Below are 19446 nucleotides of genomic sequence, written 5' to 3'. Positions count from 1 at the left end.
GCGCACGGCCGACCCAGGGGGACCTCATGACCCAGCAGCAGACCACCGCCGACCAGCCGATGGTGGTGGTCGAGGATCTGCGGCGCAGTTTCGGCTCCGGCGCGCAGGCCGTGCACGCGCTGCGCGGGGTGTCCTTCGAGGCCCACCGGGGCCGGCTCACCGCACTCAAGGGCCGCTCCGGCTCGGGCAAGACCACGCTGCTCAACCTGGTCGGCGGCCTGGACGCGCCGAGCGGCGGCCGGATCCTGCTGGACGGCACCGACCTGGCCGGCCTGGACGAGGAGGGCCGGCTGGCGATGCGCCGGGACCGGATCGGCTTCGTGTTCCAGTCCTTCGGGCTGCTGCCGGTCCTCACCGCGGCGGAGAACATCGGCGTGCCGATGCGGCTGCGGCGCCTTCCCACCGCCGAGCGCGAGGAGCGGGTGCGCACCCTGCTGGCCCTGGTCGGGCTGGCCGACCACGCGAACCAGCGGCCGGGCGAGCTCTCCGGCGGCCAGCAGCAGCGGGTGGCGATAGCCCGGGCGCTGGCCAACGAGCCGGCGCTGATCATCGCCGACGAGCCCACCGGCCAGCTGGATTCGGAGACCGGGCACGCCGTGATGGAGCTGCTGCGCGCGGTGGTGCGCAGCGAGGGGGTCACCGCACTGGTCGCCACCCACGACCCGAACCTGATGGAACTGTCCGACCAGATCGTCGAGTTGAAGGACGGTCGGCTGGTCGACCAGCCGTGAACGGCCGTCGGGGCCCGAGGAGTCGCGCTCCTCGGGCCCCGACGGGCTCACACCGGGATCAGGGACTGGCTAGCAGGCGCCGTTGTCGGCCCAGACGCCCCACTGGCCGCTGAGCGTCGGGTCCTCGTTCTGGGTCCACCACTTGTTGGTGTAGTAGTGGCCCTTCCACGACACCTTGGTGCCGGCGGTGGCGTAGACGGTGGCGGAGTTCCAGCTCGGGGCGGCGGAGCAGGTGCCGGTGGAGGCGCTGGCCGACGCGGACGGGCTGGTGGACTGCGACGGCGAGGCGCTCGGGCTGGCCGACTGCGAGGGCGACGCGGAGGCCGAGGCGGACGGGCTGGCCGACTGCGAGGGCTGCGGGGCCGGGCAGGACGCGGCCGAGCCGTTGGTGGCGCTCACCATCTTGTCGAACAGCGCGGTCTGGGTGCCCAGGTCGTACAGCGAGAACGCGAACGAGCCGCCGAGGCCGTTGCAGTGCGCGTAGTCCTCCTTGGCCTGGATGGACTGGGCGTCCTCACCCGTCCAGAAGGTGGTGCCGTCGTAGAAGTACGAGGTCTTCGCGGCGTCGTCCCAGTAGGTGTAGGACGGGTTGTCGACGAAGCCGTTCAGCTCCTTGTACATCCGGATGCCGTTGACGTTGCCGGACATCGCCGCACCGGTGGCGGGGCCGGTCGCGCTCTGGAAGAGACCGTGGTTGGCGCCGGCGGGCACGCCGGTCCAGCCGCGGTAGTAGAACGGCACACCCATGTTGATCTTGTTGGCGGGGAAGCCGCCGGGGATGCCGTACTGCGGGTCGCCGACCGTCCACGCCTTGATGGCGTTGTCGATCGAGTACTTGCCGGTGCCGCCCGGGATCGGCGTCATCGGGTCGTTGGGGTTGTTGTAGATCGGCGCCTGGTGGTTGGTCGGGCCGGTGGCGTCCCACGCACCGTGCATGTCGTACGTCATGACGTCCAGGAACGTCAGGTACTGGCCGATCTTGTCGGTCTCGATGTTCTTGATCTTGTCCTGGCCGGCGCCGACGGCCGCGGAGAGCGCGTAGCTCTTGCCGTCGGCGGCACCCTGGGCGTTGAGCTGCGAGCGCAGCTCGCCCAGCAGGGCGGTGTAGTTCTGCTTGTCGGCCGCGGCCGCGTGGTTGCCGGTGTGGCCGCCGCCGCCGGGGTACTCCCAGTCGATGTCGAAGCCGTCGAAGACGCCCGCGGCGCTGCCCGGGCCGCCGAAGCCGCCCTGCGAGGGCAGGTTGCCCTTGATGAACATGTCGACGCAGGACGAGACGAACTTCTTGCGCGCCGCGTCGGTGGCCGACACGTCGGAGAAGTACTTGGAGTAGGTCCAGCCGCCGATCGACAGCAGGACCTTGAGGTTGGGGTTCTTCGCCTTGAGCTTCTTGATCTGGTTGAAGTTGCCGACCAGGGGCTGGTTCCAGGTGTCGGCGACGCCGTCCACGCTGGTGCCCGCGTCGAAGGTCTTCTGGTAGTCGGCGAACGCGTCGCCCGCGCCGTCGCCCGCGTTCGGGTTGGCCTCGTCCTGCGAGGACGCCTTGGTGGCCTCGAAACAGGAGAGGTTGGTCGGGTCGATGTTGGCGAAGTCGTAGATCAGGTAGTCGAGCTTGGAGGCGACGCCGGTGTCCTGAACGGTCTTCAGGTAGTAGGCATTGCCGTAGATCGACCACTGGTCGAAGTAGGCGACCTTGATGCCGCCGCTGGTCGCCGGGGCGCCGGTGGAGTTGGTCGCCGCCGCCTGGGCGGTGCCGCCCGCGGTCAGCGCGAGCGCGCCGCCGAGCAGCAGGGAGGCGGCGGTACCGACCGCGAGTGCGGCGACGCCCTTCGAACGGCGCCGCGAACGCGGCTTCGGGGGCGTGGGGACGGAACGAAGCATGGCTGCGTGACTCCTGGTCGTGGGGGCCTGCCACGACCCGCCGCGCCGCTCGGGGTGGGGCCGGGCAGCCAGGGACATGACAGGGGGATCCAAGCGTTGGCCTGCGCAAACTCAGGACGGGGGATGCGCCGAACCGGCGCCGGAGGTCTGGACCACCGGCGCCGGCCCAGGGGCTCCCTGCACCTGGGGATTAAAAATGGACTAGACCAACAGGACCGTCAAGAGTCATCCCCCGCCCTTGAGCCGCCCTTAAGGTTCCCCTGCCCGCTGCGTCAGGTCGTCAGTACCGCACCGCCCGCTCCACGGTGGCCGTCACCGTGCCCGACAGGTCCCGGTTGCTGGTCGCGGTGGCCTGACCGGTCCCGCCCGCAGGCACCTCCTGCACCGTCACCACCGTGACGTCCAGCAGATTGCCCGACGCGTCGTTGAAGTTGACCTGGACGGTGTACTTGTAGCCCTGCGACTCCTTGTTGTTGACGGTCAGCGGCACCTGCACCCTGCCGTCCGAGGTGGCGCTCACCGACCCCAGCGTCACCTCGTCCTTGGCGTCCAGCCCGCCCTTCACGCTGGCCAGCGCCGACGACGCCGCGGCCGCCGCGGACGACGCCGCCGAGGCGAAGGCCGAGGTCCCGGCCGAGGCCAGCCCGCCGAGCGCCGAGGACGCCGCCGACTGCACCCCCGCCACCGCCGAGGACACCGCGGGGTTGGTCGACCCGCCGCTCGACGAGCACCCGCTCAACGCCAGGGCCGCCGAACCCACGCCGGCCGCCAGGCCCGTCCACATCCGACGCTCCATCACGCCACTCCTCACCACTTCGCCACGTCCCGGGGCAGGCGCCGTCAGGACAGTCCGGTCCCCACCTGGCTGGCCGCCTCGTCCGCCGCCCGCGCCTCGCGCCGCCGCACCACGTCCTGCCGACCGGTCACCACCGCCACCGCGCCCAGCGCGCTGCCCGTGAACGCCAGCACCCCCAGCCACGGCCGGTCCAGCACGTGCCGCAGCGCGTGGTCCATCGAGTAGCGGCCCGCCCCCGCGATCCCCAGCGCCAGCCCGCAGGCGCCCAGCACCGCCGGGTACTCGTAGCCGCCGCCCTGCGCGAAGAAGCCCTTCGGCGCGTGCACCGCGGTCGCGCCCGCCATCGTGCCCGCCACGATCGACCCCGCCGCCGGGGTCGCCAGGCCGAGCACCAGCAGCGCCCCACCACCCGCCTCGCCCAGCCCCGCCGCCACCGCGTTGCGGTGCCCCGGCTCGAAACCCATGTGGTCCATCGCCTGCGCGGTGCCCTCCAGGCCGCCACCGCCGAACCAGCCGAACAGCTTCTGCGTGCCGTGCGCGAACAGGACACCGCCCACGACGGTGCGCAGGGCCAACAGGCCGAGATCCTTGCGGTGCAGACTGGTCATGGTGAGCCCCTGGGTCCGGGCGGACGGTACGCCCCCATCCCAGCCCACCAGCCGTCTCCGCTCGACCCGGGAACGCCATCCGGGCGACCCCCGACCACGAGGAGCGCCATGACCGCCGCACCGCCCCCGGACGCCCCCGAGGCCGAGTACCACCTGCGCGGCGAGCTCGTCACCGACGAACCGTCCTTCTACGCGCAGCTCGGCCGGCTCCTCGACGCGCCCGGCGGCTACTACGGGTCCAACCTCGACGCACTCGCCGACTGCCTGCGCGGCGGCTTCGGACCCGAACCCCCGTTCACCCTGGTCTGGCACGAGTCGGCGGCCTCCGCCCGCGTGCTGACCCGGCCGCTGCCGGGCGGCGACGGGGTGCCGCGCAGCTACTTCGACGCCATCGTGGACGTGCTGCGCCAGGGCGGCGTCACCGTGAAACTGCGCTGAGTCGCCCATGATGAGGGCATGCAATCCCTCACCCTGAGCACGGTCTTCGTCACCTTCTTCGCTGTCGTCGGCCCGCCCAAGGTCCTGCTGGCCTTCGCCCACCTGAGCCAGGAGCGGACGGTCCCCCAGATCCGCCGCCTCGCCGTGGTCGGCTCACTGATCGCCGCCGTCGTCGGTGTGGTGATGGCCTTCAGTGCGGAGTTCGTCACCGGCCTCTTCCACATCAGCGACCAGTCGCTGCAGCTCGCCGGCGGCGTGATCTTCTTCATCTACGCGGTCGCCCTGGTGCTCGGCCTCCACATCGGCGCCGGCGAGGAGGGCCGGCCGATGGCCGGGCCGATGGCCGAGGGCCTGCGCGAACTGCTGCTGCCGTTCATCGTCAGCCCGCTCGCGATCACCGCCGAGCTGGTCGAGTCCCTCGACGAGGACAGCTTCAGCTGGCACTCCCAGGTCGCCGCCATGTACGTGGCGGTGATCGCCATCGACTGCGTCTGCGTCCTGGTCCTCGCCCCGCTCCTCAAGCGCGCCCACCAGACCGTCCTCGAAGTCGTCTCCCGCCTGCTCGGCCTCCTCCTCGCCGCCGTCGGCGTCGAACTCTTCCTCATCGGCCTCACCAGCGTCGGCGTGCCCATCCCCAACAGCTCCTCCCACTAGCCGAAATGGCTACGCCGTGAGGGGGCGCCAGGGGACGGGGCTGGAGAGGATCATCGAGCTGGCGGGTTGGCCGTGGGCGGCGAGGCGGTCGATGAGCTGTTCGAAGGCGGTCATGTCGGCGACGCCGACCATGAGGACGCAGCAGGCGCCGCCGGTGACCCGGTGGAGCTGGAGGATCTCGGGCCAGGCGGCGACCTCGGGGGCGCGCAGGATGCAGAGCGGGCCGTAGCACTGCATGGTGACCAGCGCCATCACCGCCAGGCCGGCCCGGCCGGGGTGGACGTGGGCGTGGTAGCCGGTGATCACGCCGTCGGACTCCAGGCGGCGGACGCGTTCGGCGACGGCGGGCGAGGAGAGCCGGACCCGCCGGGAGAGCTCGTTGTAGGAGAGCCGGGCGTCGGCCTGGAGCTCCGCGAGGAGGAGGCGGTCCACTGCGTCCATGGGGGTTTCCCGTCATCGGTTTGCGTTCGCTGCCCGAATGGCGCTCCGGACCGTTCGGTCGGAAAGTCGAGGGGCGCCATCGGTGTCCGTCGCCCATTCAAGGCGAGCGCCGCCGGCCGCACAATGGGGGCGCCCTGCGAGGAAGCAGGCGAACCAGGAGGAAATGCATGAACGGGGCTGCCGACCGGCCGAACCTCACGTTCGGACCGAAGGAGGAGCCGGGCACGGGGACCCCGTACGCCCGGTACGTCCACCTCGCCACGCTGCACAGCCTGCAGCAGCCGCGCAGCAAGGTGCACGCCGAGTACTCCTTCATCGTCACCACCCAGGTGATGGAGCTGCTCTTCGACCTGCTGCACTACGACTGGACGGCCGCCCAGCAGGCCCTGCGCGAGGACGACCTGACCGCGGCGCTGGCGGCACTGGCGCGCGGCGCGCACACCCAGGACGTCCTGGTCTCCTCCTGGGACCTGCTGGCCACCATGACGCCGGCCGAGTTCAACGCCTTCCGCTCGGTGCTGGGCGAGGCGTCCGGATTCCAGTCCTCGGCGTTCCTGCGGCTGGAGTTCCTGATCGGCAACAAGAGCGAGCGGCTGCTGCAGATGTACGAGGAGTCGCCCGCCGAGTACGAGCTGCTCACCGCGGCGCTGCACGGGCCGAGCCTGTACGACGACGCGCTGGCCCTGCTGGCGCGCCGCGGGGTGAAGGTGCCGCACGAGCCGAGCACCTCGCGGCACCGGCCCGACCCGGCGGTCGAGCAGGCGTGGCGCACCGTGTACACCGACCCGGCGCACGTGGAGCTGGTCCGGCTGGGCGAGGCGCTGCTGGACCTGGCGGAGCGCGTGACGCGCTGGCGCCAGCGGCACTACGCGTCGGTCAAGCGGACCATGGGCGCCAAGCCGGGCACCGGCGGCTCCAGCGGTCTGAACTGGCTCAAGCAGGCCGCCGACCAGGACGTCTTCCCCGAGCTGTGGGCTGTGAGGAACGAGCTGTGAGACGCAACCGTGAGGAGTGCGCGGCGCTGGACGCCGCCGATCCGCTGGCCGCGATGCGCCAGGAGTTCACCCTCCCCGAGGGGGTGCTCTACCTGGACGGCAACTCGCTCGGCGCGCTGCCGAGCGGCACGCCGGCCCGGGTGGCCCGGATGATCGAGCACGAGTGGGGCCACGGCCTGATCCGCAGCTGGAACGACGCCGGCTGGTACGGGCTGCCGGCCCGGCTGGGCGACCGGCTGGCCCCGATGCTGGGCGCCGCCCCCGGGCAGGTGGTGGTCTGCGACTCGACCTCGGTCAACCTGTTCAAGGTGCTCGGCGCGGCGCTGCGGCTGCGTCCGGGCCGGCGCACGGTGCTGGCCGAGCGGGTCGCCTTCCCGACCGACCTGTACATCACCGAGGGCGTCACCTCGCTGTTCGACGGCGCCCGCAGCGTGCTGCTCCCGTCCGCGGCCGACCTGGACGCGCACCTCGGCGAGGACGTCGCCGCGGTCGTCCTCTCGCACGTGGACTACCGCACCGGCGAGCTGCTGGACATGGCCGCCGTCACCGAACGGGTGCACCGCGCCGGGGCGTTGATGATCTGGGACGTCTGCCACACGGCCGGCGCACTGCCGATCTCCTTCGACGACTGCGACGTCGACTTCGCGGTCGGCTGCGGCTACAAGTACCTCAACGGCGGGCCGGGCGCGCCCGCGTTCCTGTACGCGGCCGAGCGCCACCAGGGCGAGGCGCGGCAGCCGCTCAGCGGCTGGTTCGGGCACGCCAGGCCGTTCGCCTTCGAGCCCGGGTACGAGCCGACCGGCGGCATCCGCCGCTTCCTCACCGGTACTCCCCCGCTGCTGGGCATGGCCGCGCTGGACGCCAGCCTGGACGTCTGGGAGAAGGTCGACCTGGCCGCCGTCCGGGCCAAGAGCCTGGCGCTCACCTCGCTCTTCATGGACCTGGTGGAGCCGCTCGGCCTGGAGGTGGTCACGCCGCGCACCGAGGAGCTGCGCGGCAGCCAGGTCGCGGTCCGGCACGAGGACGGCTACGCCGTGGTGCAGGCGCTGATCGAGCGCGGGGTGATCGGCGACTTCCGGGCGCCGGACCTGATCCGTTTCGGCTTCACCCCGCTCTACCTCTCCTACGTCGACGTGTGGGAGGCGGCCCGGCACCTGCGCGAGGTGCTGGAGTCGGGCGAGTGGCGGGACGAGCGCTTCGCCCGGCGCAGCGACGTGACCTGACACACAGTCAGTCATCCGAATATCGGATCGTCGGCGGGGTAGGCCCAGGACATGGGACCACTGCAACCGAATCCTGCCGAACTGGTGCTTGGCCTCTGCCTGTTCTTCGCGCTCTTCGCCGTTCTCGGGGTGGTCCTGCTGCCCCGGATCGAGCGGGTGCTCGCCGACCGGCACGATGCCACCGAGGGAGGGCTCGCCCGGGCCGAACAGACCCGGGCCGAGGCCGAACGCACCGCCGACGAACTGGCCGAACGGCTGGCCGCCGCCCGGCACGAGGCCGCCGCCGTCCGGCAGCGGGCCACCGAGGAGGCGGCGGCGCTGCTCGCCGCCGCCCGGGCCGAGGGCATCCGCCTGCGTGCGGAGCTGGTCGCCGAGGCGCACGCCCGGATCGCTGTCGACCGCGCCCTGGCCGAGATCGAACTCCGGGCGGAGGTCGGCGCGTTGTCGGTCGAGCTGGCCTCCCGGGTGGTCGGCGAACCGCTCGCCGACTTCGCCGCCGAACGGGGCACCGTGGAGCGGTACTTCGCCGACCGTCCGGCCTGAGCCGGCGGGCGCTTGATCGTCGCGGTCGGCCGCCATAGCCTGGCGGCCGACCGACGATCGCGAGGGAATGTGATGGTGGACGGACCGACGCCGGGCGCGCCGCTGGCGGTGGTGGCGACCAGCGCCGAGGTGCTCGCCCTGCCCGGGGCCGACGAGGGGCTGCTGACCGCCGCCGAACTCGGCCGGGCGGCCGCCTTCCGCCGGGAGCAGGACCGGCTCGACTTCGTCGCCGCGCACCTGCTGGTCCGCCTCTGTGCGGCGCGGCTGCTCGGCATTCCACCGCGGCGGGTGGCATTCGCCCAGCACTGCCCGGACTGCGACCGGCCGGCCCACGGCCGGCCGCTGCTGACCGACCGCCCGGACGTCCACCTCAGCCTCTCGCACACCGCGGGCGTGGTGGCGGCCGCCGCCGCGCCGTCCCCGGTCGGGGTGGACGTGGAGCGGCTGGACCAGGCGCGCGCCGCGGTGGTCGAGGACCGGGTGCTGGCTGCGGCGGAGGCGGCGCTGGTCCGCGGCCGGCCGGACCCGGGTGCGGCGTTCCTCAGGCTGTGGGTCCGCAAGGAGTCACTGATCAAGATCGGCCGGGCCGGGCTGGACACCCTGGCCGAGCTCGACCTCTCCGCGCTGCCGCTCGACGAGCCGGCGGGCGGGACGCCGCCGGGCGGTCCCCGACCGGTCGAGCACCGACCGGTCGAGCACCGCTTCGAGGACTACCGGTTGCTCGACTGGACCGACACCCGTCGCGGGGTGCTGGTCGGGGTGGCGTCGCGGGCGCCGGTCCGGCTCGGCACCGCCGCCGTACCGCTCTCCGACCTGCCCACCCGGGCGGGGGCGTCCGGATAAGACGGTGTTAGCGTGCCCGGGTCCGCCCGAGGTCCGCACCCGCGAAGGAACACCCGCACCATGGCCAAGCTTCTGCTGAGTCTGCACGTCCTGGCATCGGTGCTGTTCATCGGTCCGGTGGCGGTCGCGGTGAGCATGTTCCCGGCCCGGGCCCGGGTGGCCCTGGCCGACGGCCCGGACCGGGCGTCCGGCGCCGCGTCCGTGCGGCTGCTGCACCGGATCACCCAGGTCTACGCGATGCTCGGCCTCGCCGTCCCGGTGCTCGGCATCGGCACCGCGCAGGTGATGGGCGTCATGGGCGACGTGTGGCTGACCACCTCGATCGTGCTGACCGGCCTGGCCGCCGCCGTGCTGCTGCTGTTCGTCGTGCCCTCGCAGCAGGCCGCCGTCGACGCCCTGGACGGCGAGGCGAGCGGCGCGAAGGACGCGGCCGAGGACCGGGAGCGGGCCGAACGCGGGCTGAAGGTGCTGCCGATGACGGCGGGCGTCTTCAACCTGCTGTGGGCCGTGGTCGTGGTCCTGATGGTCATCCGACCGGGGTCGACGACCGGGGCGTAGCGCTGCCGCGGACCTCCAGCGTGGAGAGCAGCTCGGCGGTGGCCGCGGCGACCGCCTCGACCGCCAGGTCGAAGGCCTCCCGGTTGTGCGCGGCGGGAGCGCGGAACCCCGAGATCTTGCGGACGTACTGCAGGGCGGCCGCGTGGATGTCCTCCTCGGTCACCTCGTCGGTCATCGGCGGACGGAGGGTCTTGATGCTTCGGCACATGCCACCAGTCTGCCGCGCCGGAGCACCAGTCCGGCGCGTTTCACCGCTTCCGCGACGATCACCGTCTCGGCCCGGGCCACGCCCAGCGGCCCGAGCACCTCGGTGGTGAAGCGGTAGAGCGCCGCGTGGTCGGGGCAGAACACGGCCGCCATCAGGTTGCTCGTCCCGCTGGTCGCCAGCACGCCGTGCACCTGCGGCTGGACCGCCAGCGCCGCGCCGACCTCGGCCAGCCGGCCGGGCGGCACGTCAAGCCACAGGTTGGCGTCCACCGCCATGCCCATCAGCCGGGGGTCGACGGTGGCGTGGGTGCGCAGCAGTCCGCCCTCGGCCAGCCGGTGGAGCCGGCGCCGGACGGTCGACTCCGGCGTGCCCAGGGCGGCCGCCAGCGCGGCGTGCGACTGCCGGGCGTCCACGGTGAGCAGGTCGAGCAGGCGCAGGTCCAGTCCGTCCGGCTCGGCCGGCGGCCCGGCGGGCGGCGGCGGGGTGAGCGCGGCGATCTGCTCGGGGATGAGCAGGTCGGCCCGCCAGGCGGCCGCGTCGGCGAACGGGTGCAGGATCGCGTGGACCGAGGTCTCCACCACCGCGTTGCTGGCCGGCAGCTGCCCGTACAGCAGCCGGTCGCGCGCGGGCGCGTCGCTCAGCACCACCGCGCCGACCTCCTGGCCGCCGAGCATGATGTCGACGAACGGCACGTCGTCGCGGGCCGCCAGGGCGTGCGCGATGGTCTCCACCCGGCCGCGCAGCACCCGCACCCGCAGCAGCAGCGCCCCGACCGCCGCGTCCCGTACGTCGGGCATCAGCACCACCCTGACCACGTCCGCCTGCAGCATCCGGCCCAGCCGGCGGCCGACGGTGCGGGCCGAGACGCCGAGCACCTCGGCGATCCGGCCGGTCTCGGCGCGCCCGTCGACCTGGAGGGCGGTGACGATCCGGCGGTCGAGCGCGTCGAGGGTGGTGGCGGGATCCGCCGCACTGGTGTCCATGGTGTCCGATCTCCGCAGCTTCCGGCGGATCGAGGGACGTCGGCCGCCGGTTGCACGGTACCTGTTGTCCACACCGAGGACGAGAGGAAGGAACCGGAGATGGAGCTGCTGGCGGAGACGGTCGAGGCGGTCCGGGTCGTCGGGGACCACCTGGTCGGGCGGCAGGGCACCGAGCCCGCGCCCGCGGTCACGCTCGCCGACGCGCTGGAGGTGTTCACCGCGCTCGACGACCCGGCGTCGGCGCTGCTGCGGGAGCGGCTGACCCGGCTGCGGCCCGGCGCGGGCTGGCTGGAGGACGAGCTGGCCTCCCGGGTGCCGGCCGACGGCGAGTGGTGGGTGTGCGACGCCACCGACGGGGCGGTGCAGTACCTGCACGGGATGCCGCACTGGGCGGTCACCGCCACCCTGGTCCGGGACGGCGAGCCGGTGCTGGCCGTGGTGCACGCCCCGCGGGTCGGCGCCACCTACGCCGCCGAACTCGGCGGCGGCGCCGTGCTGGACGGCCGGGCAATGGCCCCGGCCCGCCGCGAGCTGTCGGCGGCGGTGGCCGCCACCAGCCAGCCGCCGCTGGTCGCGCAGGACCCGGTCGCGCTGCGCCGGGCCGGGGAGTCGCTGAGCGCCGTCCTGCCGTGGGTCCTCGCGGTCCGCAACCTCGGCCCCACCGCGCTGCAGGTCGCCCAGGTCGGCTCGGGCCACCTCAGCCTGTTCTGGGAGTACGGCTCGGACGCCGGCAACCTCCTGCCCGGCGCCCTGATCGCCCGCGAGGCCGGCGCCCGCGTCACCGATGCCCGCGGCGGGCGCTGGACCCCCGCCGCCGACAGCTTCGTGGCCGCCGCGCCGAGCCTGCACGGCGACCTGCTCGCCGTCCTGCGGGAGATCGAGTGACCGGACGGGGCTACCCGAACAGCCGGGCGGCGTTGTCGTGGCAGACGCCGCGCAGCCACGCATCGCCGAGGTCGAGGCGGGCCAGGGCGTGCAGGGCGTGGGCGTAGCCGTACGGGATGTTGGGGTAGTCGGTGCCGAGCAGGACGCGGTCGCCGAGGGCCTTCAGGCGGGGCAGCTCGTGGCGCGGGAAGGGCGCGAGCTCCTCGCTGAAGTCGGTGAACGCCATGGTGGTGTCCAGGTGGACCCGGGGGTGGCGGTCGGCGAGGTCGAGGAACTCGCCGTACTCGGGCAGGCCGAGGTGGGCGACGACCAGGCGCAGCCGGGGGTGGCGGGCGAGTACCGCGCCGATCGGTCCGGGGCCGGTGTGCTTGCCGGGGACGGGGCCGGACCCGCAGTGGGTGACCACCGGGGTGCCGGACTCCGCGAGTACGCCCCAGACGTCGTCCAGCAGCGGGTCGGCCGGGTCGTACGCCCCGACCTGGAGGTGGGCCTTGAACACCCGGGCGCCCCGGTCGAGCGCCGTCGTGACGTAGCCGGCGGCGCCCTCCTCGGGGTAGAAGGTGGCGGTGTGCAGGCAGTCCGGGGTGCGGGCGGCGAAGTCGGCGGCCCAGGAGTTGAGCCAGGCGGCCATCGCGGGCTTGTGCGGGTAGAGCATCGAGGTGAAGGCGCGGACGCCGAACTCCCGCAGCCGGTCGACCCGTTGCTGCTCGGCGTCGCGGTAGGCGATGGGCCAGGGCCGCCCGGTGAGCGGGCCGACCGCGTCGAAGTACGCCCAGACCTTGGCGAGCACCCGCTCAGGCATGAAGTGGGTGTGCACGTCGATCAGTCCGGGCAGTCCCAACTCCTGCCAGAACGCGCGGACTTCCGTCCCCTCGACGCCGGTGCCGGGCTCGCTCACGGGCGGACCCGGTCCAGGATGGCCCCGGTGTCCGCGCCGACCGGCAGGGTGCCGAAGGCGCCGCCGTGGTCGCCGCCGAGGCGGGAGGCGCAGAAGGCGTCGGCGACCGCCGGGGAGCCGTGGCGGACCAGCAGCGAGCCCTGGAAGGCGAGGGCGAGCTGTTCGACCAGGCGGCGGGTGCGGTACTCGAGGTCGGAGGTGTCGCCGAGCTGCTTGCGCAGGCCCGCGACGGCCGCGTCCAGCCGCCGGTCGGCGCCGCTCGCGAGGTCGATCTCGCCCAGCAGGGCTTCCACGACGGCGGGTTGGCGGGCCATGGCGCGCAGGGCGTCGAGTGCGGCGACGTTGCCGGAGCCCTCCCAGATGGAGACCAGCGGCGCCTCCCGGTAGAGCCGGGGCATGCCGGACTCCTCGACGTAGCCGTTGCCGCCCAGGCACTCCAGTGCCTCGGCGGCGTGCATCGGTCCGCGCTTGCAGACCCAGTACTTGGCCACCGCGAGCCCCAACCGTCGGACCAGGGCGGCCTGTTCGTCGCCGGCCAGGGCCTGGTCGGTGGACTCGGCCAGCCGCATGGCCACGGCGGTGGCCGCCTCGGACTCCACCACCAGGTCGGCGAGCACATTGCGCATCAGCGGCTGGTCGATCAGCGCGGCGCCGAACGCCCGCCGGTGGGTGGCGTGCTGGACGGCGCGGAAGGCGCCGTAGCGCATGCCGGAGGCGGCGCCGACGGTGCAGTCGAGGCGGGTCATGTTGACCATCTCGATGATGGTCCGCACGCCGCGGCCCTCCTCGCCGACCAGCCAGCCGACGGCGTCCTCGTACTCGATCTCGGAAGAGGCGTTGGACTTGTTGCCGAGCTTGTCCTTCAGCCGCTGGAGCCGGATCGGGTTGCGCGAGCCGTCCGGGAGGACGCGGGGCAGCAGGAAGCAGCTGAGCCCGCCGGGGGCCTGGGCGAGGGTGAGGAAGACGTCCGACATCGGGGCCGAGGTGAACCACTTGTGGCCGACCAGCCGGTAGGTGCCGTCCGGCTGCGGCGCGGCGGTGGTGGTGTTGGCCCGGACGTCCGAGCCGCCCTGCTTCTCGGTCATCGACATGCCGGCGATCAGGCCGCGCTTGCCGTGCGGCTCGCGCAGGCCGAAGTCGTACTCGGTCGAGGCGAGCAACGGCTCCAGCCAGGAGGCGAGTTCGGGGGTGGTGCGCAGGGCCGGGACGGCCGCGTAGGTCATCGACACCGGGCAGGTGTGGCCGGCCTCGACCTGACCCCAGACGTAGAACTTCGCCGCCCTGGCGGTGTGCGCGCCGGGCCGCGTCTCGCGCCAGGGGGCGGCGTGCAGGCCGTGCGAGACGGCGGTGCGCATCAGCTCGTGCCAGTACGGGTGGAACTCGACCTCGTCGACGCGGTGGCCGTAGCGGTCGTGGGTGCGCAGCACCGGCGGGTGGTCGTTGGCGCCGCGGGCCCAGTCCCAGGCCTGCTCGGACCCGGCCAGGACGCCCAGCCGGTGCAGGTCCTCCTCGGCCCAGCCGGCGCCGGCCCGGTGCAGGGCGGCGAGCAGGGTGGGGTCGGCCGCCACGTCGTGGCCGAACGGGTCGGGCACCTGGTTGGTGACCTCGTGCGTTGCTGCCATCACTGCCCTCCCAGGGCGCGCAGGGTGAAGGTGACCAGGGCCGGGATCAGCCGGTCGGGGGGTACGCCGCCGGCCGCGAGCGGCCCGACCAGGGCCTCGCCGACCGCGCCGACCACGGCGGCGGCGGTCAGTTCGGCGTTCTGCGGCGGGATCAGGCCGGCGGCGGCGGCCGCGGCGACCTGGGTGGCGAACAGGTCGCGGAAGGCGCGGCGGAAGACCAGCCGCTCGGCCTCCACGACCGGGTCGGCCGGCTCGGCGAGCAGCGCGTACGCCAGCCGGGGGGCCCTCAGCGCACGGGCGGCGAAGGTCTCGACGACGGCGGCGACCCGCTGCAGCGGGCCGTCGGCGCGCTCGGCCGCCTCGGTGACCGCGGCGACCTCGCGGCCGACCACGGTGCGGAACAGCTCGACGGAGAGGTCCGCCTTGCCGGCGAAGTGCTGGTACACGGTGCCGGTGGCGATGCCGGCCTGCCGGGCCACCGCCGCGACCGAGCAGCCGGCGTAGCCCTGCTCGGCGAGCAGGGCCACGGCCGCCCGCAGGACGGCGTCGCGCTGCGCGTCGAGGCGGGCTTGGACGGCGGGGGTACGACGGTAGGCCACAGGAAGGATTGAAGCACTGATTCAGTTCTTGGTGAAGAGGCTCGCCCCGGGCCGCCCTCCGGCTTCACCCCGGGTCGCCCTCGGGATCACGCCGGGCCGCCCTCCGGATCAGGAGCGGCCGAGGGTGAGCGGGGCCGCGGAGGCGACCCGGGTGAGCTTCTCGGGGTTGCGGACGTAGTACAGGCCGGTGATCCGCGCGTCCTCCACGCGCGCCGCGAGGACGCCGTCCAGCACGCCGTCCAGCCGCAGCGCCAGGGCCGGCCGGCCGTTGACCTGGGTGGTCTCGACGGTGAGCGCGGCCCCGACCCGGCCGGCGCCGCCGAACAGGTAGCGGGCCACCTTGTCGGCGCCGACGATCGGCCGCCGGGCGGCCTGCTTGACCCCGCCGCCGTCGCTCATCATGACCACCTCGGGGGCGAGCACGTCGAACAGGCCTTGCAGGTCCCCGGTGGTGAGCGCGCGCCGGAAGGACTCCAGGGCCGCCCGGGTCTCCCGCGCGGAGACGGTCACCCGGGGGCGCCGGGCGTCGACGTGCCGGCGGGCCCGGTGCGCGATCTGACGGACCGCGGCGGGGCTCTTGTCGACGGCGGCCGCGATCTCCTCGTACCCGACGTCGAAGACCTCGCGCAGCACGAAGACGGCCCGTTCGGTCGGCGCGAGCGTCTCGAGGACGAGCATCAGCGCCATCGAGACGCTCTCGGCCAGCTCCACGTCCTGCGCCACGTCCGGCGTGGTGAGCAGTGGTTCGGGCAGCCACGGGCCGACGTAGGACTCCCGGCGGCGGCTCAGGGTGCGCAGCCGGTTGAGCGCCTGACGGGTGGTGATCCGGACCAGGTAGGCGCGCCGGTCGCGCACCTCGGCGAGGTCGACCTCGACCCAGCGCAGCCAGGTCTCCTGGAGGACGTCCTCGGCGTCGGCGGCCGAGCCGAGCATCTCGTAGGCGACGGTGAAGAGCAGGTTGCGGTGGGCGGTGAAGGCCTCGGTCGCCGGGTCGGCGGGGGCGCCGGGGTCGCGGACGGCGTCGGGGTGCTCGGCCGTCACCGCGCGGCCCGCCCGGCGCCCGCCCGCGACGCGTCGCGGTGGCCCGCCAGCCGCTGCGGGCGGCCGCCGTCCCCCGACCACTGCCAGGAGTACGCGCCGGGCTCGGCCGCCTCGTCGGCCATCATCCTGACGGTGCTGCGGCAGATGAACTCCTTGAGCCTGCCGCCCGGGCGGCCGCCGAGGTGGAACGCGGTCGCGGTGTCGTCGCGGTGGGAGAGCTGGAAGACCCCGGTCCGGCGGCCGAGGCTGAGGCACTGGCCGGCGAGGCCGAGGGTGATCGGCTCGGGCCGGCGGCCGGCGATCCGGGCGAGCAGGGTGTCGGCGGCGTGCGCGCCGAGCGGACCGGCGGCCTGGCAGCTCATCCGGAACGGCAGGTCGGAGGGGGCCGCCGAGTCCCCGGCCGCGACGATGTACGGGTCGTCCACGCTGGTCAGTGTCTCGTCGGTGAGCAGGCGGCCGAGGGCGTCGGTGCTCAGCCCGCTGCGCGCGGCCAGGTCGGGGACGCCGAAGCCGGCGGTCCAGACGGTCACCGCACTGGGCAGCTCGCGCCCGTCGGCGAGGCGGACGCTGTCGCGGGTCACTGCGGCGACCCTGCTGCCCGGCCCGTCGGCCACCGCCACGCCGAGCGCGGCCAGCCGCCGGGCCACCGCCCGCCGGATCCGCGGGTGCAGGTACGGGCCGAGCACTCCGCCGCAGAGCAGGGTGACGGCGCGGCCGGACTCCGCCAGCTCGGCGGCGGTCTCGATGCCGGTCGGACCGGCACCGACCACCGTCACCGGGGCCGTCCGGGGCGCGGCGGCGACGACCGGTGCCAGCCGGTGCGCCTCCTCCAGGGTGGCGATCGGGTGGGCGAACTCGGCGGCTCCGGGGACCCGCGGGTCGGCGCTGCCGCTGCCGACCGCGTACACCAGGTGGTGGTAGCCGGCGGCGCGGCCGCTCGCCAGCTCCAGGCTCCGGCCGGCGGTGTCGATCCGGGTCACGGTGTCGACCAGCAGCCGTACCCGGCCGGCCAGGACGGTGCGGTAGTCGATGACGGCCGGGTGGTTGCCGCCGACCACCTGGTGCAGGCGGATCCGCTCGACGAAGTCCGGACGGGGGTTGATCAGGGTCACGTCGACGTCGCGGCGCTGCGTCAGCCGGTTGGCGGCCATCACGCCGGCGTACCCGCCGCCGACCACGACGACCTCGGTGTGCCCGGTGCTCCCGGCCTGGTCGGTCACGGTCTGGTTGGTCACGGTGTCTCCTCCGTTGCAGGGATTCGACCACAGGACACCGCGGGCCCGGCAGTTGTGACACCGCCGCCCCGGGACGGGCGGGGAAAGGGAGGAGCCACCCGCCGGGGGGATGGCGGGTGGCTCCCGGGGAGGGTGGTTCAGGGGCGCGGCAGGACGCACCCGGCGCGGGTGAGGTCGAGCTTGTTGCCGGGGCCGAAACAGGCGGGGATGGAGTACGTCTCCTGGGCGTAGTTGATGCCCTGGCGGACCGTGACCGTCCCGTCGGCGGCCACCTCGCACGGGTTGTCGACCGTGCAGCGCTCGCCGTTCTCGTTGCCGGTGTTGTTGATGGCGACGACCTGGCCGCTGGCGGTGTCGACCACCGGCGAGCCGGAGGTCCCGCCGATGGTGTCGCAGGCGGAGGTGTAGCGGACCGAGTCCTTGAAGGTCCACTCCCCCTCCTTGAGCCGGTAGACGAAGCCGTCGACGTTGCAGGAGTAGATCTTCTTCCAGTACCCGGAGACCACCTTGATGCCGGCGCCGGCCGCCGGGTGCGTGGTGGAGAGCGTCAGCGGCTTGATCCCGTAGCGCGAGGTGATGGTCGCGTAGCTGCTGCTCAGCTGGTAGACGGTGACGTCGGTGTCGGTCATCGTGGCGTACGCGACCTTGCTGGCGCGCACCGTGCCGAGCCGGCCGCCGGTGGAGCTGAGCAGCGTGAAGCTGCGATTGGACGACTGGTTGACGACGACCTCGCCGGCGCCGGGCATGCCGGTCTCCAGGCAGTGGCCGTTGGTCATCACCAGCGCCGGGTCGCTCGCGGTCGAGCCGGGCATCCGGACCAGTGAGCCGGAGCAGTTGCTCAGGGCCACCGTGCCGGCGAAGTCGACGGTGACGGCGGGGGCCGTGACGGAGGCGGCGGAGGCGGGCGCGGCACCGGCCAGGGCGGCGGTGCCCGCCAGCAGCGACGCGGACAGCGCGCCGAGGAGCGGCTTCTTCATGAGAGTGCCTCTCGGTGTGGGGGTCCCACCAAGCTGGCGTGCTCATGACGATATGTCAAGGGACCAACCGCTCCCGACGGTCGGTCAACTCCCGTTCCAGTGACGGCTCCCGGTGCTGATCAGGCGCAACTGCAGCCGTACCGTCCGGGCGATCCGCTCGCCCTCCTCGGGCGAGGCCTCGACGAAGGCGGCGGCGGTGGAGACCATCCGGTCCACGTACAGCTCGGCCAGCATCCGGACGTCCTCGGCCGGCCAGCCCTCGGTGACCTGCCGGACGGCCGGCGCGGCAGCCACCTCCTCGGCGAAGCTCCGCAGTTCGGCGGCGATCGCCCCGCGCACCTCGCGCACCCCGCCGTGCCGCTCGCGGGCGAGGAAGCGGACGTGGGCACGGTGCTCGCGGACATGGGCCGCGATCACCTCGACGGCACGGTCGATCAGCTGCTCCGCCCCGCCGCTCTCGGCGAACACCGCGCGGAACATGTCGTGCAGGTTGGCCAGCGACTCCTCGACCAGCACCACACCCAGCGCGGAGAGGTCGGGGAAGTGCCGGTAGAACCCGGCCGGCGACATGCCCGCCGCGCGGGTGACCTCGCGGACGCCGAGGCCGCTGAGGTTCTGCTGCTCCAGCAGGCCGAGGGCCGCGTCCAGCAGGGCCCGGCGGGTCTGCTGCTTCTGCGCCTGTCTGACGCCGGGGGCGGTGGGGGCCGCGGGCGCGGCGGGGACCGTGGGGGTGCCCGAGGGGTGGGAGGTGTGATTCACGCCATTCAGTAAACAACTGTTTGCCGACTTTGGCCAGCCGCGCTACAGTGGTTTCAGCGAACAGTTGTTATCCGAAAGGGCCGATCGTGTTCCTCGTGCTGCTCATCGCCCTCGGCGTGCTGGCCGGAGCCGCCGCCCACGTCTCGATGCCGGTCTTCCTCGCCGCGGCCACCGCCGTCTGCGGCTGGCTGCTCGTCTTCGGCGCCCGTGAGCGCCTGGCCCGCGCCAGGCGCTCCTGACCTCCCACCAGACCTCCCACCAGGAGTCCTGCCGTGAACGTCTCCAAGCGCCAGAACGTCGGCGAGGCCGACTCGATGGCCGTCGCCTCCTTCGTTCTGGGCCTGCTCGGCCTGCTGGTCTTCAACCTGGTACTCGGCCCGCTGGCCCTGGTCCTCGGCGGGCTCGCCCTGGTCCGGGGCACCGCCCGCCGAGGGCGGGCCCTGCTCGGGCTCGCCCTCGGCGTCGCGGACCTGACTGTGCTGGCCGTCACCCTGGCCGCCGGCCACGGCACGCTCTGGCAGCTGGGCTGAC

At 73.6% G+C, this 19446-nt stretch carries 24 protein-coding genes; 11 read left to right on the top strand and 13 right to left on the bottom strand.

The window, feature by feature from the left end:
* The first annotated feature begins 26 nt into the window (after window positions 1-26).
* Window positions 27-731: an ABC transporter ATP-binding protein gene (locus FHR36_RS18770; RefSeq protein ID WP_253798706.1), complete on the top strand. Its 705-nt coding sequence runs from the start codon at window positions 27-29 to the stop codon at window positions 729-731.
* 69 nt (window positions 732-800) lie between these two features.
* On the opposite strand, the gene FHR36_RS18765 is transcribed toward FHR36_RS18770, so the two are convergent.
* The 3 genes from FHR36_RS18765 to FHR36_RS18755 all read right to left on the bottom strand — a co-directional run bounded on the left by FHR36_RS18765 (window position 801) and on the right by FHR36_RS18755 (window position 4013).
* Complete coding sequence (locus FHR36_RS18765) at window positions 801-2609, bottom strand: glycosyl hydrolase family 18 protein (protein ID WP_253798704.1); 1809 nt, start codon at window positions 2607-2609, stop codon at window positions 801-803.
* A 280-nt stretch (window positions 2610-2889) separates the two neighbouring features.
* On the bottom strand, window positions 2890-3405 hold the full coding sequence (locus FHR36_RS18760; protein ID WP_253798700.1) for a hypothetical protein: 516 nt from the start codon (window positions 3403-3405) through the stop codon (window positions 2890-2892).
* A 44-nt stretch (window positions 3406-3449) separates the two neighbouring features.
* The gene (locus FHR36_RS18755; RefSeq protein WP_253798697.1) at window positions 3450-4013 is read right to left on the bottom strand and encodes a DoxX family protein; all 564 of its coding nucleotides are present in this window, start codon (window positions 4011-4013) and stop codon (window positions 3450-3452) included.
* 108 nt (window positions 4014-4121) lie between these two features.
* On the opposite strand from FHR36_RS18755, the gene FHR36_RS18750 reads away from it, so the two are divergent.
* On the top strand, window positions 4122-4451 hold the full coding sequence (locus FHR36_RS18750; RefSeq protein WP_253798694.1) for a barstar family protein: 330 nt from the start codon (window positions 4122-4124) through the stop codon (window positions 4449-4451).
* Between the two features lie 18 nt (window positions 4452-4469).
* On the top strand, window positions 4470-5105 hold the full coding sequence (locus FHR36_RS18745; RefSeq protein WP_253798691.1) for a MarC family protein: 636 nt from the start codon (window positions 4470-4472) through the stop codon (window positions 5103-5105).
* Between the two features lie 9 nt (window positions 5106-5114).
* Here FHR36_RS18745 and FHR36_RS18740 read toward each other — a convergent pair whose 3' ends face one another.
* Complete coding sequence (locus FHR36_RS18740; RefSeq protein ID WP_253798688.1) at window positions 5115-5546, bottom strand: Lrp/AsnC family transcriptional regulator; 432 nt, start codon at window positions 5544-5546, stop codon at window positions 5115-5117.
* Between the two features lie 167 nt (window positions 5547-5713).
* On the opposite strand from FHR36_RS18740, the gene FHR36_RS18735 reads away from it, so the two are divergent.
* From FHR36_RS18735 to FHR36_RS18715, 5 genes are all read left to right on the top strand, one after another.
* Window positions 5714-6541 (top strand): tryptophan 2,3-dioxygenase, encoded by an 828-nt coding sequence (locus FHR36_RS18735; protein WP_253798685.1) that lies wholly within the window; start codon window positions 5714-5716, stop codon window positions 6539-6541.
* On the top strand, window positions 6538-7764 hold the full coding sequence (gene kynU, locus FHR36_RS18730) for a kynureninase (protein WP_308199502.1): 1227 nt from the start codon (window positions 6538-6540) through the stop codon (window positions 7762-7764). Before FHR36_RS18735 ends, kynU begins: the two co-directional genes overlap by 4 nt.
* Before the next feature lie 51 nt (window positions 7765-7815).
* Window positions 7816-8307 (top strand): F0F1 ATP synthase subunit B, encoded by a 492-nt coding sequence (locus tag FHR36_RS18725; protein ID WP_253798682.1) that lies wholly within the window; start codon window positions 7816-7818, stop codon window positions 8305-8307.
* Window positions 8308-8379: 72 nt separating this feature from the next.
* The gene (locus tag FHR36_RS18720) at window positions 8380-9150 is read left to right on the top strand and encodes a 4'-phosphopantetheinyl transferase family protein (RefSeq protein ID WP_253798680.1); all 771 of its coding nucleotides are present in this window, start codon (window positions 8380-8382) and stop codon (window positions 9148-9150) included.
* Window positions 9151-9210: 60 nt separating this feature from the next.
* Entirely contained in the window at window positions 9211-9708 is a 498-nt protein-coding gene (locus tag FHR36_RS18715; RefSeq protein ID WP_253798678.1) for a DUF2269 family protein, read from the top strand.
* Here FHR36_RS18715 and FHR36_RS18710 read toward each other — a convergent pair.
* Together FHR36_RS18710 and FHR36_RS18705 are read right to left on the bottom strand one after the other, a co-directional pair.
* Window positions 9677-9916: a DUF2277 domain-containing protein gene (locus tag FHR36_RS18710; protein WP_253798676.1), complete on the bottom strand. Its 240-nt coding sequence runs from the start codon at window positions 9914-9916 to the stop codon at window positions 9677-9679. The two genes, FHR36_RS18715 and FHR36_RS18710, sit on opposite strands and share 32 nt — an antisense overlap.
* Complete coding sequence (locus FHR36_RS18705) at window positions 9880-10899, bottom strand: Lrp/AsnC family transcriptional regulator (protein ID WP_253798674.1); 1020 nt, start codon at window positions 10897-10899, stop codon at window positions 9880-9882. Before FHR36_RS18705 ends, FHR36_RS18710 begins: the two co-directional genes overlap by 37 nt.
* A 99-nt stretch (window positions 10900-10998) precedes the next feature.
* Here FHR36_RS18705 and FHR36_RS18700 point away from each other — a divergent pair, with 99 nt between their 5' ends.
* Window positions 10999-11784 (top strand): inositol monophosphatase family protein, encoded by a 786-nt coding sequence (locus FHR36_RS18700; protein ID WP_253798672.1) that lies wholly within the window; start codon window positions 10999-11001, stop codon window positions 11782-11784.
* A 10-nt stretch (window positions 11785-11794) separates the two neighbouring features.
* On the opposite strand, the gene FHR36_RS18695 is transcribed toward FHR36_RS18700, so the two are convergent.
* The 7 genes from FHR36_RS18695 to FHR36_RS18665 form a co-directional block, all read right to left on the bottom strand.
* Entirely contained in the window at window positions 11795-12682 is an 888-nt protein-coding gene (locus FHR36_RS18695) for an amidohydrolase family protein (RefSeq protein WP_253798670.1), read from the bottom strand.
* Entirely contained in the window at window positions 12679-14304 is a 1626-nt protein-coding gene (locus tag FHR36_RS18690; protein ID WP_253798668.1) for an isovaleryl-CoA dehydrogenase, read from the bottom strand. Before FHR36_RS18690 ends, FHR36_RS18695 begins: the two co-directional genes overlap by 4 nt.
* Entirely contained in the window at window positions 14304-14903 is a 600-nt protein-coding gene (locus FHR36_RS18685) for a TetR/AcrR family transcriptional regulator (protein WP_253798666.1), read from the bottom strand. The genes FHR36_RS18690 and FHR36_RS18685 overlap by 1 nt, the downstream gene beginning before the upstream one ends.
* A gap of 108 nt (window positions 14904-15011) precedes the next feature.
* Window positions 15012-15944 carry an RNA polymerase sigma-70 factor gene (locus FHR36_RS18680; RefSeq protein ID WP_253798663.1) on the bottom strand — a complete coding sequence of 311 codons (933 nt, stop codon included), beginning with the start codon at window positions 15942-15944 and terminating at the stop codon, window positions 15012-15014.
* Window positions 15941-17095, bottom strand: a complete 1155-nt coding sequence (locus FHR36_RS18675; protein WP_253799421.1) for an NAD(P)/FAD-dependent oxidoreductase — start codon at window positions 17093-17095, stop codon at window positions 15941-15943. Before FHR36_RS18675 ends, FHR36_RS18680 begins: the two co-directional genes overlap by 4 nt.
* 221 nt (window positions 17096-17316) lie before the next feature.
* Window positions 17317-18156, bottom strand: a complete 840-nt coding sequence (locus FHR36_RS18670; protein WP_253798661.1) for a S1 family peptidase — start codon at window positions 18154-18156, stop codon at window positions 17317-17319.
* 84 nt (window positions 18157-18240) lie between these two features.
* Window positions 18241-18807, bottom strand: coding sequence for a TetR family transcriptional regulator (locus FHR36_RS18665; RefSeq protein ID WP_253799420.1), 567 nt, complete (start codon window positions 18805-18807; stop codon window positions 18241-18243).
* A 194-nt stretch (window positions 18808-19001) separates the two neighbouring features.
* Between FHR36_RS18665 and FHR36_RS18660 the strand changes: the two genes are divergently transcribed.
* Together FHR36_RS18660 and FHR36_RS18655 are read left to right on the top strand one after the other, a co-directional pair.
* The gene (locus FHR36_RS18660; protein ID WP_253798658.1) at window positions 19002-19154 is read left to right on the top strand and encodes a hypothetical protein; all 153 of its coding nucleotides are present in this window, start codon (window positions 19002-19004) and stop codon (window positions 19152-19154) included.
* 33 nt (window positions 19155-19187) lie between these two features.
* Window positions 19188-19445 (top strand): DUF4190 domain-containing protein, encoded by a 258-nt coding sequence (locus FHR36_RS18655; protein WP_380231660.1) that lies wholly within the window; start codon window positions 19188-19190, stop codon window positions 19443-19445.
* Window position 19446 lies beyond the last annotated feature (1 nt).

Origin of the sequence: Kitasatospora cinereorecta (assembly GCF_024172095.1) — a bacterium.
Classification (GTDB): domain Bacteria; phylum Actinomycetota; class Actinomycetes; order Streptomycetales; family Streptomycetaceae; genus Kitasatospora; species Kitasatospora cinereorecta.
This window is presented reverse-complemented; position numbering and strand designations above follow the sequence as displayed.

What these genes read in the sequence shown, in the direction of transcription:
- FHR36_RS18770 (WP_253798706.1), top strand. Translation starts at nt 27, where the DNA reads ATGACCCAGCAGCAGACCACCGCCGACCAGCCGATGGTGGTGGTCGAG.
- FHR36_RS18765 (WP_253798704.1), bottom strand. Translation starts at nt 2,609, where the DNA reads ATGCTTCGTTCCGTCCCCACGCCCCCGAAGCCGCGTTCGCGGCGCCGT.
- FHR36_RS18760 (WP_253798700.1), bottom strand. Translation starts at nt 3,405, where the DNA reads ATGGAGCGTCGGATGTGGACGGGCCTGGCGGCCGGCGTGGGTTCGGCG.
- FHR36_RS18755 (WP_253798697.1), bottom strand. Translation starts at nt 4,013, where the DNA reads ATGACCAGTCTGCACCGCAAGGATCTCGGCCTGTTGGCCCTGCGCACC.
- FHR36_RS18750 (WP_253798694.1), top strand. Translation starts at nt 4,122, where the DNA reads ATGACCGCCGCACCGCCCCCGGACGCCCCCGAGGCCGAGTACCACCTG.
- FHR36_RS18745 (WP_253798691.1), top strand. Translation starts at nt 4,470, where the DNA reads ATGCAATCCCTCACCCTGAGCACGGTCTTCGTCACCTTCTTCGCTGTC.
- FHR36_RS18740 (WP_253798688.1), bottom strand. Translation starts at nt 5,546, where the DNA reads ATGGACGCAGTGGACCGCCTCCTCCTCGCGGAGCTCCAGGCCGACGCC.
- FHR36_RS18735 (WP_253798685.1), top strand. Translation starts at nt 5,714, where the DNA reads ATGAACGGGGCTGCCGACCGGCCGAACCTCACGTTCGGACCGAAGGAG.
- FHR36_RS18725 (WP_253798682.1), top strand. Translation starts at nt 7,816, where the DNA reads ATGGGACCACTGCAACCGAATCCTGCCGAACTGGTGCTTGGCCTCTGC.
- FHR36_RS18720 (WP_253798680.1), top strand. Translation starts at nt 8,380, where the DNA reads ATGGTGGACGGACCGACGCCGGGCGCGCCGCTGGCGGTGGTGGCGACC.
- FHR36_RS18715 (WP_253798678.1), top strand. Translation starts at nt 9,211, where the DNA reads ATGGCCAAGCTTCTGCTGAGTCTGCACGTCCTGGCATCGGTGCTGTTC.
- FHR36_RS18710 (WP_253798676.1), bottom strand. Translation starts at nt 9,916, where the DNA reads ATGTGCCGAAGCATCAAGACCCTCCGTCCGCCGATGACCGACGAGGTG.
- FHR36_RS18705 (WP_253798674.1), bottom strand. Translation starts at nt 10,899, where the DNA reads ATGGACACCAGTGCGGCGGATCCCGCCACCACCCTCGACGCGCTCGAC.
- FHR36_RS18700 (WP_253798672.1), top strand. Translation starts at nt 10,999, where the DNA reads ATGGAGCTGCTGGCGGAGACGGTCGAGGCGGTCCGGGTCGTCGGGGAC.
- FHR36_RS18690 (WP_253798668.1), bottom strand. Translation starts at nt 14,304, where the DNA reads ATGGCAGCAACGCACGAGGTCACCAACCAGGTGCCCGACCCGTTCGGC.
- FHR36_RS18675 (WP_253799421.1), bottom strand. Translation starts at nt 17,095, where the DNA reads ATGGCCGCCAACCGGCTGACGCAGCGCCGCGACGTCGACGTGACCCTG.
- FHR36_RS18670 (WP_253798661.1), bottom strand. Translation starts at nt 18,156, where the DNA reads ATGAAGAAGCCGCTCCTCGGCGCGCTGTCCGCGTCGCTGCTGGCGGGC.